This is a genomic window from Streptomyces sp. NPDC051183 (genome assembly GCF_040682455.1).
GTDB lineage: Bacteria > Actinomycetota > Actinomycetes > Streptomycetales > Streptomycetaceae > Streptomyces.
In genome coordinates this window covers 1-13,686 of sequence record NZ_JBFBBA010000046.1, presented here as the reverse complement: position 1 = coordinate 13,686, position 13,686 = coordinate 1, and the positions used below count along the sequence as shown (strand labels likewise).

15 protein-coding genes are annotated in these 13,686 nt (G+C 70.7%); 3 read left to right on the top strand and 12 right to left on the bottom strand.

All coding sequences use genetic code 11. From position 1 onward, the window contains the following. Positions 1–25: 25 nt before the first annotated feature. Together AB0M99_RS31215 and AB0M99_RS31210 are read right to left on the bottom strand one after the other, a co-directional pair. Positions 26–493 carry a hypothetical protein gene (locus AB0M99_RS31215; protein WP_365926376.1) on the bottom strand — a complete coding sequence of 156 codons (468 nt, stop codon included), beginning with the start codon at positions 491–493 and terminating at the stop codon, positions 26–28. Beyond that, the gene (locus AB0M99_RS31210; protein ID WP_365926374.1) at positions 490–1,947 is read right to left on the bottom strand and encodes a menaquinone biosynthesis decarboxylase; all 1,458 of its coding nucleotides are present in this window, start codon (positions 1,945–1,947) and stop codon (positions 490–492) included. Before AB0M99_RS31210 ends, AB0M99_RS31215 begins: the two co-directional genes overlap by 4 nt. Positions 1,948–2,108: 161 nt before the next feature. Between AB0M99_RS31210 and AB0M99_RS31205 the strand changes: the two genes are divergently transcribed. After that, entirely contained in the window at positions 2,109–2,411 is a 303-nt protein-coding gene (locus tag AB0M99_RS31205) for a PLD nuclease N-terminal domain-containing protein (protein ID WP_365926372.1), read from the top strand. Here AB0M99_RS31205 and AB0M99_RS31200 read toward each other — a convergent pair. The 8 genes from AB0M99_RS31200 to hemL all read right to left on the bottom strand — a co-directional run bounded on the left by AB0M99_RS31200 (position 2,408) and on the right by hemL (position 10,655). After that, positions 2,408–2,932, bottom strand: coding sequence for an SRPBCC domain-containing protein (locus AB0M99_RS31200; protein WP_365926370.1), 525 nt, complete (start codon positions 2,930–2,932; stop codon positions 2,408–2,410). The genes AB0M99_RS31205 and AB0M99_RS31200 overlap by 4 nt on opposite strands. 25 nt (positions 2,933–2,957) lie before the next feature. Further along, positions 2,958–4,037 (bottom strand): c-type cytochrome biogenesis protein CcsB, encoded by a 1,080-nt coding sequence (gene ccsB / locus AB0M99_RS31195; RefSeq protein ID WP_365926467.1) that lies wholly within the window; start codon positions 4,035–4,037, stop codon positions 2,958–2,960. After that, positions 4,037–5,815 (bottom strand): cytochrome c biogenesis protein ResB, encoded by a 1,779-nt coding sequence (locus AB0M99_RS31190; protein ID WP_365926368.1) that lies wholly within the window; start codon positions 5,813–5,815, stop codon positions 4,037–4,039. Before AB0M99_RS31190 ends, ccsB begins: the two co-directional genes overlap by 1 nt. A gap of 12 nt (positions 5,816–5,827) precedes the next feature. Further along, positions 5,828–6,601 carry a cytochrome c biogenesis protein CcdA gene (locus AB0M99_RS31185; protein ID WP_365926366.1) on the bottom strand — a complete coding sequence of 258 codons (774 nt, stop codon included), beginning with the start codon at positions 6,599–6,601 and terminating at the stop codon, positions 5,828–5,830. 4 nt (positions 6,602–6,605) lie between these two features. Beyond that, a complete protein-coding gene (locus tag AB0M99_RS31180) occupies positions 6,606–7,217 on the bottom strand; it encodes a TlpA disulfide reductase family protein (RefSeq protein ID WP_365926364.1) in 612 nt (203 codons plus the stop codon). Between the two features lie 82 nt (positions 7,218–7,299). Further along, positions 7,300–8,520, bottom strand: coding sequence for a hypothetical protein (locus tag AB0M99_RS31175; protein WP_365926362.1), 1,221 nt, complete (start codon positions 8,518–8,520; stop codon positions 7,300–7,302). 141 nt (positions 8,521–8,661) lie between these two features. After that, positions 8,662–9,336 carry a histidine phosphatase family protein gene (locus AB0M99_RS31170; protein WP_365926360.1) on the bottom strand — a complete coding sequence of 225 codons (675 nt, stop codon included), beginning with the start codon at positions 9,334–9,336 and terminating at the stop codon, positions 8,662–8,664. Then, positions 9,333–10,655 carry a glutamate-1-semialdehyde 2,1-aminomutase gene (hemL, locus tag AB0M99_RS31165; RefSeq protein ID WP_365926358.1) on the bottom strand — a complete coding sequence of 441 codons (1,323 nt, stop codon included), beginning with the start codon at positions 10,653–10,655 and terminating at the stop codon, positions 9,333–9,335. The genes AB0M99_RS31170 and hemL overlap by 4 nt, the downstream gene beginning before the upstream one ends. A 298-nt stretch (positions 10,656–10,953) precedes the next feature. On the opposite strand from hemL, the gene AB0M99_RS31160 reads away from it, so the two are divergent. After that, positions 10,954–11,391 carry a hypothetical protein gene (locus AB0M99_RS31160; protein WP_030161262.1) on the top strand — a complete coding sequence of 146 codons (438 nt, stop codon included), beginning with the start codon at positions 10,954–10,956 and terminating at the stop codon, positions 11,389–11,391. Positions 11,392–11,458: 67 nt separating this feature from the next. Here AB0M99_RS31160 and AB0M99_RS31155 read toward each other — a convergent pair whose 3' ends face one another. After that, entirely contained in the window at positions 11,459–11,845 is a 387-nt protein-coding gene (locus tag AB0M99_RS31155) for a hypothetical protein (protein ID WP_365926356.1), read from the bottom strand. A gap of 265 nt (positions 11,846–12,110) precedes the next feature. Next, entirely contained in the window at positions 12,111–13,010 is a 900-nt protein-coding gene (locus AB0M99_RS31150; protein WP_365926465.1) for an NADP-dependent oxidoreductase, read from the bottom strand. 123 nt (positions 13,011–13,133) lie between these two features. Here AB0M99_RS31150 and AB0M99_RS31145 point away from each other — a divergent pair, with 123 nt between their 5' ends. Next, the gene (locus tag AB0M99_RS31145) at positions 13,134–13,550 is read left to right on the top strand and encodes a helix-turn-helix domain-containing protein (protein ID WP_365926354.1); all 417 of its coding nucleotides are present in this window, start codon (positions 13,134–13,136) and stop codon (positions 13,548–13,550) included. The last annotated feature ends 136 nt before the right edge of the window (positions 13,551–13,686 follow it).

The following is a 13,686-nucleotide window of genomic DNA, read 5'->3' as shown; positions in this document are numbered from 1 at the left end:
CGGCCGCCCGGGGCAACGGTGCCGGTCACGCCAGGCTCCCGCGGAACTCTTCGAGGTCGGCCAGGAGCTCCGCGGTGGGCAGCGGGCCGAGCTCCAGGGTGCGGGGGGCGCCGTCGTGGCCCTCCGGCGGGGTGACGTGCGCGGTGAGCTGCCAGGTGTCGGCAACCGGCCGCGCGTCCAGGCGCAGGAAGTTGCCCGCCTCGGCGGTGAACGGCTCGCCCGCCGCCAGCGCCCGCTGGAGCTGCTCCGCGAAGTCGTCGGCCTCGATGTCCCGCGCGCCGGGCAGCTCGAAGCCGTCGCCGTCGCCGTCCGCGTCGTCGAGCATCAGCGCCCAGATGTTGCCTGGCCCGGCGAACTCCTCCGGCGATACGCCGGCCTCCTCGGCGGCCGCGCGGACGCCCGGGTCCGCCGGGTCGATCTCCGGGCGCATCAGGGCCACATAGGTCTCGCCGCCGAGGACGAGCTCGGGGCCTCCCACTGCGATCGGGCTCACAGCCCGTACTCCTTCCAGCGGCGGTCCACGAGCGCGGCGGTCGCCGGGTCGGACTCGACCATGTCGGGCCAGCCGCCGTCGCGGGTGTAGCCCTCCTCGGGGAGCTTCTTCGTCGCGTCGATGCCCGCCTTGCCACCCCAGAACTGCTGGTACGAGGCGTGGTCCAGGTGGTCGACCGGGCCCTCTACGACCGTGAGGTCGCGGGCGTAGTCCGTGTTGCCGAGCGCCCGCCAGGACACCTCGTGCAGGTCGTGGACGTCGCAGTCGGAGTCCACCACGATGATCAGCTTGGTCAGCGACATCATGTGCGCGCCCCAGATGGCGTGCATGACCTTCTGCGCGTGCTTCGGGTACTTCTTGTCGATCGAGACGATCGCGCAGTTGTGGAAGCCGCCCGATTCGGGGAGGTGGTAGTCCACGATGTCCGGCACGATGATCTTGAGCAGGGGGAGGAAGAAGCGTTCCGTCGCACGCCCCAGCGGGCCGTCCTCGGTCGGCGGCCGGCCGACCACGATCGACTGGATCAGCGGACGCTTGCGCATCGTCACGCAGTCGATCTTCAGCGCCGGGAACGGCTCCTGCGGCGTGTAGAAGCCGGTGTGGTCGCCGAAGGGCCCCTCCGGGAGCGTCTCCCCCGGCTCCAGCCAGCCCTCGATGACGACCTCGGCATTGGCCGGGACCTGGAGCGGGACCGTCTTGCAGTCGACCATCTCGATCCGCTTGCCGGCGACGAAACCGGCGAACAGGTACTCGTCGATGTCACCGGGCAGCGGCGCGGTGGACGCGTACGTCACGGCCGGCGGGCAGCCGAAGGCGATGGCGACGGGCAGCCGCTCGCCGCGCTTGGCGGCGACCGCGTAGTGGTTGCGGCTGTCCTTGTGGATCTGCCAGTGCATGCCGATGGTGCGCTTGTCGTGGCGCTGGAGGCGGTACAGGCCGAGGTTGCGCACGCCCGTCTCCGGGTGCTTGGTGTGCGTGAGGCCGAGGTTGAAGAAGGATCCGCCGTCCTTGGGCCAGGTGAAGAGGGCCGGCAGCTGGTCCAGGTCCACGTCGTCGCCGGTGAGGACGACCTCCTGGACGGGCGCGGCGTCGCCCTTCACCTTCTTCGGCGGCACGTGCACCATCGAGCCGAGCTTGCCGAAGGCCTCGCGGACGCCGATGAAGCCCTGCGGCAGCTCCGGCTTGAGCAGGCCGCCGATCTTCTCGCTGATCTCGGCGTAGGACTTCAGACCCAGCGCCTTCAGCAGGCGGCGGTCGGTGCCGAAGACGTTCATGGCCAGCGGCATCGCCGAGCCCTTGACGTTCTCGAAGAGCAGCGCGGGGCCGCCCGCCTTGTTCACTCTGTCGACGATCTCCCCGACCTCCAGGTACGGGTCCACCTCGGCCTTGATGCGCTTGAGGTCGCCCTCCCGTTCGAGGGCCCGGAGCAGCGAGCGGAGATCGTCGTAAGCCATGCGGGCAATTGTGGCATCCCCGCTCCGGGGCCGGACCGCTGCGGGGGTCCGACCCGCTGCGCCGGATGGATCGTCACCGGCGGCCGGTCCCCTCTACCCTGGAGGAGTCATCCTCGGCCCGTCCAGGGCCGCGCATTTCCACTGGGGGTCGGTCCCACACCGTGCTGCGCTATCTGCCGTTCCTGCTGATCATCGCGCTGACCATCTTCGCGTTCATCGACTGCCTGAACACGCCGGAGGAGGAGGTCAAGCACCTTCCCAAGGTGGTGTGGGTGATCATCATCCTGCTCTTCTCGATCGTCGGCCCGGTGGTGTGGCTGTTCGCGGGCAAGAAGCGGGCGGCGACCGGTGGCGGCGGGCGCCCGCGCCGCACCCAGTGGGTGGCGCCCGACGACAACCCGGAGTTCCTGAAGTACTTGCGGGAAGAGAACGACAAGGACAACAAGGGCAAGGACAAGGACTAAGGGGCCGCGGCCGCCGCGGTCGCCGCGTAGGAGCCGCGCAGCTCGGCCCAGCGGGCGTCCGTCCAGGCGGACCAGTCGGCCGGACTGCCCGCCAGCGCGGATTCCAGCAGCTCGAAGTGGTGGTGCCAGCCGGCGAGGCAGTCGAGGCGCTCCGCCTCCGTCCCGCCGCGCTCGTTGACGAACCGCAGGACCGTCGAATCCGTCCCCACCGGCTCCAGGTGGAAGCGGATCCGCCCGTGCTCGGCCACCGTGTACTCCACGACCCGCTCGATGTCCCAGGCCGTGATGCGCCCGCTCACCGAGGTGCCGGTGTTCAGCCAGCGCAGCGTGACGGCCCCGCCGAGGCGCCGTTGCAGTACGTCGGCCGCCGCCAGCCAGCCGCGCAGCCCGTCCGCCGTGGACAGGGCGGGCCACAGGGCCTCGTAGGCGTACGGCACGTGCAGCGCGAAACGCAGCAGCCAGCGGCTCTCGCCGCGACTGCCGACGCGGCTCTCGCTGGTGCCATGGCTCACAGGAGGCATGACACCAGCGTCCCACTCCCGCCGGTCAGACGCCCGCGTACGAGTGCTTGCCGTTGAGCAGGATGTTCACGCCGTAGTAGTTCCAGATCCAGCAGGCGAAGGCGAAGAGCGCGAGGTACGCGGCCTTGCGGCCCTTCCAGCCGGCGGTGGCCCGCGCGTGCAGGTAGGCGGCGTACGCCACCCACGTCACGAAGGACCAGACCTCCTTGGGGTCCCAGCCCCAGTAGCGGCCCCACGCGTCGCCGGCCCAGATCGCGCCCGCGATGATCGTGAAGGTCCACAGCGGGAAGAAGGCCGCGTTGATCCGGTACGAGAACTTGTCCAGCGTGGCCGCGGCCGGGAGCCGCTCCATGACCGAGGTCGAGAAGCGGCCGGGCTGCTCGCCGCGGGCGAGCTTGGACTCGTAGGAGTCGCGGAACAGGTACAGGACCGTGCCGGTCGCCCCGATGTAGAAGACGGCGCCGCAGATGATCGCGGTGGAGACATGGATCCACAGCCAGTACGAGTGCAGGGCCGGCACCAGCTGGTCGCTGTCGGTGTAGAGCCAGGTGGTGGCGATGCCGAGGTCCAGCAGGACGGTGGTGACCAGGATCAGGCCCATCCAGCGGACGTTCTTCTTCAGCGCCAGCAGGAGCAGGTACGCGCCGACGGCCACCGTGGAGAAGGTGAGCGAGAACTCGTACATGTTGCCCCAGGGGGCCCGCTCCACCGACATCGCGCGGGCGACGACGCCGCCCGCCTCGATGATGAAGGCGAGCGCGGTCAGCGAGACCGCGATCCGCCCGTACAGGTCGCCCTGGACGGTGCCGCCGGCCGCGCCGGGGCCGTCCGGGACGTCGCGGGTGCCGGAGGCGGAGCGGGTGACGACCTTGGGCTTGTCGAGTACGGCGGTGCTCCCGCCCTTCGCCCGCACCTGCACGGCGGGGGCGTCGGCGGTCGTGGCGCCGGTCAGCGCGGCCGCCGTCCGGCCCACCTTGCTGCGGCTGCCGAAGATCCACTCGGCGATGTGCGCGAGGAAGGCGAGCGTGTAGACCGCCATCGACGAATAGACCAGGTTGTTGCTGATGTGCGCCAGATTCTCATTGGCGGCTGCCGCGAGCGACATCATCCGCGCTCCCCTTCAGGTTCTACAGATTCGACAGGTTCGGATGGGGCGGACGGGGCTGCGGGCGCCGTCGGCGCCTGCCGGTGCAGCTCGGTGGCGAGCACCGTCAGCTCCTGCGGGAGACTGGCGGACTCGCTGCGGCCGAGGCCTGCCATCTCGACGACGGTCACGCCGTCCTTGCCGGCCACCGCCCGGACCCAGATCCGGCGGCGCTGGATGAAGAGGGAGCCGGCCAGCCCCGCGATGGCGGCGACGGCGCCCGCGAGCGCGAGACCGCTGCCCGGCTGGTGGGTGATCGAGAAGGTGGCCCAGCGCTCGATGCCCTCGAACTTCACGGTGCCCGCGCCGTTCGGCAGGACCATCGATTCGCCGGGCAGCATCTTCTGCTTGAAGAGCTGGCCCGACTCGTCCTTGAACGACTCCATCTTGGAGGTGTTCAGCTGGTACACGTTCTGCGGCAGGCCCGCGTCCACGCCGAGGCTGCCGTGGTAGGCGCTGAGCATCAGCGCCGGATAGTTCAGCTCGGGGAACTGCGAGAACATCATGCCCTTGCCCTCGCCGGCGTACGTCGGCACGAACATGGCGTTGAAGCCGAGCTGCTCCTTCTTGCCGTCCTTGTCCTTGTAGCCGTCGGTGACCTTGACGGCCCCGCTGGAGGTGAGGTTGGCGTCCTGCGGGAGCATCGGCACGGCGTCCTTGAAGATCACCTTGCCGGTGGAGTCGGTCACCGAGACGACCGGCGCGTAGCCGTGGCCGAGCAGGTAGACCTTGGAGCCGTCGACTTCCAGGGGCTTGTTGACCTGGATCTCGCGCTTCTGCGGCTCGCCGTGCGCGCCGTTGCTGAAGGTGACGTACGCCTTGAAGTCGCGCGGGGTGCCCTTCTGCGGGCCGCTCGTCTCGTACGACGCGTCGAACTTGTCCAGGGTGAAGGAGAAGGGCGGCAGGTCGTCGGCGTCGAAGAGGGCGCCGGACTTGAAGTCGTCGTACTGGGTGAGCGTGTTCGAGAAGCCCTTGCCGCGCAGGACGAGCTTGCCGCCCTCGGACTTGAAGTACTGGCCCCAGGCGAAGGCCACCAGCATCACGATCAGCGCCACGTGGAAGACCAGGTTCCCGGCCTCGCGCAGGTAGCCCTTCTCGGCGGCGACGGAGTTCGTGCTCCCGCCGCCCGCCGCGGTGCGGAAGCGGCGTCCGGCGAGCAGGGTCCCCGCGTACGAGAGGACCTCGTCCGGGGACTTCTCCGTACGCCACGTCGTGTACGCGGGCAGCCGGTCCAGGCGCCGGGGGGCGGCCGGCGGGCGGCCGCGGAGCTGGCCGACGAACTGCCAGGAGCGCGGCAGGATGCAGCCGATCAGGGAGATGAACAGCAGCAGGTAGATCGCGGAGAACCACACCGAGCTGTAGACGTCGAAGAGCTGGAGCTTCTCGGCGAGGGACACCCAGGAGGGGTTGTCCTTCTTCCAGACGGCGACCTTCATCGCGTCGACCTGGGTCTGCGGGATCAGCGAACCCGGGATGGACGCCAGGGACAGCAGGAAGAGCAGGATCAGCGCCACCCGCATGGAGGTGAGCTGGCGCCAGAACCAGCGGGCCCAGCCGATCACGCCGATCCCGACGGCCGGCGCGGCGGGGCCGTCGTCCAGCGGGGCGGTGGACAGCTGCGCGCCGGCCGCGGCGTCGGCGGCATCGCCGGCCGAAGCGGCGGCGGCCGAGGCGTCGGCGGGGTCCGCCTGGACGGAGTCGTGCGGCGCCTCGGGGGACGCCTTGTCGGTCGTACTCATTGCGTCAATTCCTCAGATCCCCACCGTGAAGTCCTGGGTCCAGCTCTGCGTCTCGCTGATGAGGGTCCCCCACCAACCTGTGACGAGCAGCAGACCGGTCAGGATCAGCATGCCTCCACCGATGCGCATGACCCACGCATAGTGCCTCTTCACCCAGCCGAACGCGCCGAGCGCCTTGCGGAAGGCGATCGCGGTGAGGATGAAGGGCAGGCCCAGCCCGGCGCAGTAGACGAGCATCAGCAGGGCGCCCCGGCCGGCGCTGGCCTGGTCCAGGGAGAGCGTGTTGACGGCGGCGAGGGTCGGGCCCATGCAGGGGGTCCAGCCGACGCCGAAGAGCACGCCGAGCAGCGGCGCGCCGATCAGGCCCGCCGTCGGCTTCCGGTGGAAGCGGAACTCGCGCATCGTCAGCCCGGGGATCGCGCCCATGAAGAACAGGCCGAGCAGGATCACCAGCCCGCCCATGACCTGGGAGATGATCTCCTTGTGCACGGCGAGGGTGTTCCCGAACTGCCCGAACAGCGCCCCGGTCGAGACGAAGACGGCCGTGAATCCCGCGACGAACAGGCTCGCGCCGGCCAGCATCCGGCCGCGCTTCGCCTCGGCGAGGTCGGCCCCGCCGACGCCGGTCACGTACGAGATGTATCCCGGGACCAGCGGCAGCACGCACGGGGAGAAGAACGAGACCAGCCCGGCGAGCAGCGCGATCGGCAGCGAGATGAGCAGTGCCCCATTGAGGACGGTCTCGTTCACACCGGTCGCCTCGGCGGCGAGGACGTACCCGACCACGAGGTCACTGCTCCGCGAGGAGCGGGTCGATCATCTTGCGCAGCTGCTCCTCGTTGAGCGCGGCAAGGGTGCGGGCGGCGATCTTGCCCTCCTTGTCGAGGACGATCGTGGAGGGGATGGACTGCGCGTTGAGCGTGCCCTTGGGGAAGCGGAGCATCAGCTTGCCGTCGGGGTCGTAGAGGCTCGGGTAGGTGATCCCGAAGTTCTCTTCGAAGGACGCCGCGTTCTGCTTGCTGTTGTCGCGGGTGTTGAGGCCGACGAAGGCCACGTCCTTGCCCGCGTCGGCGAGGTCCTTCGACACCTTCGCGAAGTACGGGGCCTCGGCGCGGCACGGCGGGCACCAGGAGCCCCAGACGTTGAGGACGACGACCTTGCCCTTGAGGGTGGTGGTGTCGAGGGTCTTGCCGTCGACGGTCTCGCCGTCGAGCTTGGGCGCCTGGTCGCGGCTGCCCTTGGCGACGGTGGAGATGCCGCCGGGGCCCGTCACGTAGTTGCCGCCGGCGGAGCCGGAGGACTTGCTGCCGCCGTTCGAGTCGCTGCACGCCGTGAGGGTCAGGGCGCTCACGAGGGTCACCGCGGTCAGCAGGGTGGCGCGGCCGCTGGGGCTAAGGCTCATGTGAAAAGTTTCGCATGAGCGATTTGCGGATCTTCCGCGCCCCCCGACGGTGTGTTAAGCCCCTGGTCAGGTGCCGCGAGCGCTACACGAGATACGTGTGCCAGCCACCGGTCGGCGACCGGCCGGGCCCGAGCGCGCGCAGCTTGGTCAGGATCCTGCCGTCCTGGACGTCGAGCCAGTCGGCGAACTGCCGGAAGGATACGAGTCGTACATCCTTTTTGTCCGACATGCCCTTGACGGCTTCCTCGACGGCGTCCATGTAGATGCCGCCGTTCCATTCCTCGAAGTGGTTGCCGATGAAGAGCGGTGCGCGGTTGGTCTCGTACGCCCGCTTGAAGCCGCCGAGGTAGGCGGCCGTGGCCTGGGTGCGCCAGGCCGGGTAGTTGGAGGGGACGCCCCGGGTGGTCTTCTTCGACTGGTTGGCGAGGATGTTGTAGTCCATCGACAGCACCTCGAAGGAGTGCCCGGGGAAGGGCAGCGACTGGAGCGGCAGGTCCCAGATCCCGGACTTGCGCGACGGCCACTGCTGGAGGCCGCCGGGCGAGGAGGCGTCGTAGCGCCAGCCGAGCTTCTGCGCGGTCGGCAGCAGGTTGTCCTGGCCGAGCAGGCAGGGCGTGCGGGCGCCGACCAGTTCCTTGCGGTAGTCGAAGGGCAGCGGTTCGAGGTCGGTGAAGCCGGTGTTGGTCCGCCAGTTGGTGACGAAGGACACGGCCTGGTCGATCTCGTCCTGCCAGTCCTGCGGGGTCCACCTGCCCACCGAGCCGGAGCCGTCGCAGAAGTGACCGTTGAAGTGGGTTCCTATCTCGTGCCCGTCCAGCCATGCCTCGCGCACGCACTTGAGGGTGTTGCGGACGTTCTCGTCCTTCAGGTACCCGATGTCGGAGGCGCCGACGGGGTTGTTCGGCGGGCGGTAGAGGCCCCTCTTCGACTCGGGCAGCAGGTAGATGCCGGAGAGGAAGAAGGTCATGGCCGCGCCGTGGTCCCTGGCCAGCTTGAGGAAGCGCGGGAAGAGGCCGTTGCCGATCTCGCCCGCGCCGTCCCAGCTGAAGACCACGAACTGGGGCGGGGTCTCGCCCGGCTGGAGCGGCACGGGAGGGGCCGGCTGGCGGGGCTGCGGGCCGGTGTCCGCGGTGGAGCCGTCACCGATCGGCCTGACCGCCGGCTTCTCGCCGGGCTTGGGGTTCTTGATCGGCCCGGGGTTGCCGGGCTCGGACCTGTCCGGGGAGCCGCAGCCCGCGATGCCCATCGCGGCGGCCGCCCCAAGTCCGAGCCCCAGCACACCCCTTCTGCTGAAGTCGCGCATGTCACCGTCCCCATCGTCACTCGCAAGGCCGCGTCGCAGTCCATATAAACGGACAATTCGGCGCGACTTGCGGCACTGAGACGGTGATTCCCGGCGCAACTTATATTTATTTAGGTAAAGCTGTAACGGTTCGTAACAGAGTCAGGCCCCGAAGGCCTTCGACTTGCCCTTCACCGGCTTGGCACCCGCCAGCAGGTGCGCCGGGACGAGATCGCGCGCCGGCTCGCTGTAGCCCACCGACACCAGCTTGTCCCCCTGGTACGTGAACGACGTCAGCGAGGCCAGCGTGCACTGCCGGCGCCGCGGGTCGTGCCACAGCCGCCGCTTCTCCGCGAAGCTGCGCACGATCCAGATCGGCAGCTGGTGGCTGACCGCCACCGCCTCGTGCCCGCGGGCCGCGTCGCGCGCCGTGTCCAGCGCGCTCATCATCCGCACGACCTGCTCGACGTACGGCTCGCCCCAGGACGGCTTGAACGGGTTCGTCAGGTGCTTCCAGTTCTCCGGCCGGCGCAGCGCGCCGTCGCCGACGCCGAAGGTCTTGCCCTCGAACACGTTGCCCGCCTCGATCAGGCGAGCGTCGGTCGCCAGCTCCAGGCCGTGCACCTTGGCGACCGGCGCCGCGGTCTCCTGCGCGCGCTCCAGCGGGGAGGACACGACGTAAGTGATGTCCCGGCCCTGGAGGTGCTCGGCGACCCGGTCGGCCATCTGCCGGCCCAGCTCGGAGAGGTGGTAGCCGGAACGGCGGCCGTAGAGGACGCCCTCCGGGTTGTGCACCTCGCCGTGGCGCACCAGGTGCACGACGGTGATGTCGCTCATGCGGTCGCCTCCGCGGCGGCTCGGGCGGCGGCGGGCAGGGCGGCCGCGATGCGCTCGATCGCCCGCTCGTCGTGGGCGGTGGACACGAACCAGGACTCGAAGGCCGACGGCGGAAGGTACACGCCCTGCGACAGCATCGAGTGGAAGAAGCCGTTGAAGCGGAAGGCCTCCTGCTTCTTGGCGTCGTCGTAGTTGCGCACCTCGTCCTCGGTGAAGAAGACGGAGAACATGTTGGACGCGGTCTGCAGCCGGTGCGCGACGCCCTCCTTGCTCAGCGCCGCGGTGACCAGGCCCTGGATCTCCTTCGAGACCGCGTCGACCTTCTCGTACGCCGCCCCGTCCAGCAGCCGCAGCTGCGCGAGACCGGCGGCGGTCGCGATCGGGTTACCGGACAGGGTGCCGGCCTGGTACACCGGCCCGACGGGGGCGAGGTGGCCCATGACGTCGGCGCGGCCGCCGAACGCCGCGGCCGGGAAGCCGCCGCCCATGACCTTGCCGAAGGTCATCAGGTCGGGCTTGACCCCGTCGACCCCGTACCAGCCGGCGCGGGAGGTACGGAAGCCCGTCATCACCTCGTCGGAGATGTAGAGCGCGCCGTCGGCGCGGCACAGGTCGGCGAGCCCCTGGTTGAAGCCCTCGGCCGGCGTGACGACGCCCATGTTGCCGGGCGCGGCCTCGGTGATCACACAGGCGATCTCGCCGGGGTGCGCGGCGAACGCCGCCCGTACCGCGTCGAGGTCGTTGTAGGGGAGCACGATCGTGTCCCCGGCCTGGGCGCCGGTCACACCGGGGGTGTCCGGCAGCGCGAAGGTCGCGAGCCCGGACCCGGCGGCGGCCAGCAGCGCGTCCACGTGGCCGTGGTAGCAGCCGGCGAACTTCACGACCTTGGCGCGGCCGGTGAACCCGCGGGCCAGCCGGATCGCCGACATGGTCGCCTCGGTGCCGGAGGACACCAGGCGGACCTGCTCGACGGGCTCGATGCGCGCCACGATCTCCTCGGCGAGCGCCACCTCGCCCTCGCCGGGAGTGCCGAAGGAGGTGCCGCGGGCGACGGCGGCCTGGATGGCCTCCACCACGGCCGGGTGGGCGTGGCCGAGGATCATCGGCCCCCACGAGCAGACCAGGTCGACGTACTCGCGCCCGTCGGCATCGGTCAGGTACGGACCGGTACCGGACACCATGAACCTGGGCGTTCCGCCCACGGCGCGGAACGCGCGCACGGGAGAGTTCACGCCGCCAGGCGTCACGAGGGACGCGCGGTCAAAGAGAGTCTGCGAGACTTTGGCTTCATACGGGTACGGGTAGCTCACACCAGCCATGGTCTCAGAGGCCGCGACTGACTTGCGGACGGGCGTTTCACCGCGCCGCCCCGGGGGAGGTCACTGCCATGATGATCAGGCTGCGTGGCGGGGGACGCTGCGGGGCCGGGGCAGGCAAGACCAGTCGGGTGGAGATATGCAACGCGGTGGTGGACCGGGCGAGGGCACGGACGGCCTGGACCCGCAGCGCGCCCGTGAATCCCGTCGCCGCGGCAAGCACCGCCGCCGGGCCACGGACGCGGCCGAGCACGTCCCGGGACCCGCGCAGGACCCCGACGGCCTCCCCAAGGGGCGCGGCATGGGCGTGACGTACAAGTACTTCGGCGCCCCCGACGGCGCGACCGCCGCCCGCGTCCCGGTGACGATGCGGCCCGAGGAGCTGGGCGGCGACGAGCTCGGCATGGGCGGCCTGTTCACCAAGATCAAGCCGGAGACGGTCGCCGCGATGGTCCTGACCGGCATCGAGGGCATACCTCTGCACAAGGTGCCCCCGCTGGAACTGGTCGTCCTGCACCCCGACTACGCGGTGGTCAAACTCCCGATGACGGTGGTCGACCCGCTGCGCGGCATCGGCGAGGAGTCCGTCGGCGCGGCGGCCTTCATCTGGTCCACGGTCCCCGACCGCGGCGGCCCCCGCGACGCCTTCAACGTCTACCAGCTGCTCCACGAGTGGCAGGACTTCTCCCACCGCCTCCACGAGGCCGGCCACCAGCCGTACTGCCTGGTCTGGCCGTGACCCGGCCTTTCTCCCATCGCCGGCGGCCCTCTACGAGGGCTGCCCGGCCTCGCTCAGAGGTCGGCCGTCAGGCCGCCAGGGCACATTGAGGGCACACGGCTGAGGAATGTGCCCCGGCTGCGCCTCGCACCTCGGTGCCGTCGTCTGTGAAGGCCGCGGCCATATCGCTCGGAGAGCCGGCAAGGGAGAATCTTGGCGCATTGATCCGCCCGAGATGACTCGCGAGGAGCCGATGCGACAGCGCGCCGGTGGCCAGCAGCTCCGCCCCGTCCATGACCGGCCGCTCCGGCGGCGAGCCCGGCAGCCGCACCACCGCCCGCGGGTCGAGCCGGACGACCTGCCAGCACCCGCAGCCGTCCATCCTCGTACCGACCGGCAGATCACAGCCCGGGCAGGCAAGGTTCGGCCCGTCCATCCCCATGCAGTAGCCCCCGGCCCGTTCGAGGACCGCCATGCCACGCATGTCGCCAGGCGCGAGGAGGCCGGTGCAGCGTCTCCCAGTGGGTGTCGGCCAGGTGGATCGGCAACGCCACCTGCGACACCGCTGCCGTCAGGACCGCACCGCAGCCCGCACACCCGAACACCGCCAAGTCGTCCCCTCAAACCGTCGAAGCCCTGCGTCCCACCAGGCAGGCGGACCACGGAGCAAGGGGTTTTCCCACCGCCCGCGGGCCCACCGCCCCGCCGGCCTGCGCCCGCCGGCCACCGCCCCCCGGCGGTCAGGGCAGGGTCAGGACGATGCGGCCGCGGGTGCCGGACTTGGTGAGGTGGGCGTGGGCGCCGGCCGCTTCCGCCAGGGGGTAGGTCTCCGCGACGCGGAGCGTCAGTGCCCCCGCGTCGACCAGGGACGCCAGCCGCGCCAGGCGGGCGCCGTCCGCGGCGACCTCCTGCTCCACCACCCGGATCCCCCGCTCCGCGGCCGGCGCCGCGTGCGGGCGCAGCCCGACGTAGACCCCGCCGTCGCGGACGAAGCCCAGCGCGGGCTCCCCCAGCACCGCCGCGTCGAGCACCCCGTCCACCGGCCCGGCGGGAGCCGAACCTCGCGGGACGAAGCCGGCCGCGCCCAGCCCCCGTACGAACGCCTCGTCCTCGGCACCGGCCAGCGCCGTCACCACCAGCCCGGCCCGCGCCGCGAGCTGCACCGCGAGTCCGCCCACCATGCCCGCCGCGCCCGTGACCAGCACCGTGGAGCCGGGAGCGAGCCCGAGCTGGTCCACCGCGCGGGCGGCGGTCAGCCCGCTCAGCGGGAGTCCGGCCGCGGTCACGTCGTCCACGCCCGCCGGGGCCGCCGCCAGCGCCGAGGCGTCGAGCACCGCGTACTCGGCGTGCGTGCCGAGCGGCTTCACGGGCCCGTAGTGCAGCCCGACCACCCGGTCGCCGACCGCCCAGCCGGTGACGTCCGCGCCGAGCTCGTCGACCTCGCCGGCCACGTCCCAGCCGAAGCCGATCCGCTGCCCCTCCCCGCCGAAGACCCCGGCTCGCACCGCGCCGTCCACCGGGTTGATCCCGGCCGCCCGGACCCGGACCAGGACCTGTCCGGCGCCGGGGCGCGGGACCGGCACCCGTACGATCTCCACCCGCTCGGGACCGCCGAAGCCGTTCACGACCGCCGCACGCATGTCGTTGCTCATTTTCCTTCTCCCCGTTCGCTCGTTCTTCGTGAGCACTAACCTAGAGAGAGGTACTGTCGTTTCGAAAGTACGCACTTCGAGGTGCGTACCCGACCCGGAAGTGGGCTCCCCATGGCCACCCGCACCGCCGCCGCCCGCCGCGAAGAGGCCCGCGCCGCGTACGACGCCTTCCTCAAGGAGTGCCCCACCAGCCAGCTCCTGGCCCGCATCAGCGACAAGTGGGTCGGCCTCGTCGTCAGCGCCCTCGGCCAGGCCGACGGCGGCTCCATGCGCTACAGCGACCTCGGCCGCAAGATCCCCGGAGTCAGCCAGAAGATGCTCACCCAGACCCTGCGCTCCCTGGAACGCGACGGCCTCGTCACGCGCACCGTCACCCCCACCGTGCCCGTGCGCGTCGACTACCGGCTCACCGAACTCGGCGGCAGCCTCGGCTGCCTGCTCTCCGCCGTGAAGGTGTGGGCCGAGAACCACTTCGACGAGGTCAGCACCCACCGCGCCAGCTACGACGAGGCCGTCGCCGCCCCGTAATTCACCCGCGCCGCCCGCCCCCGCAGTGGCATGCTGGCACCTTGACTCCTCCCCGCCCTAAAGGACGGGGATTCCTAGCTCACTTCGCCTGACCGTCAGCGACGGGCAGGTCTTACAAGATCAGCACTAGCCGGGT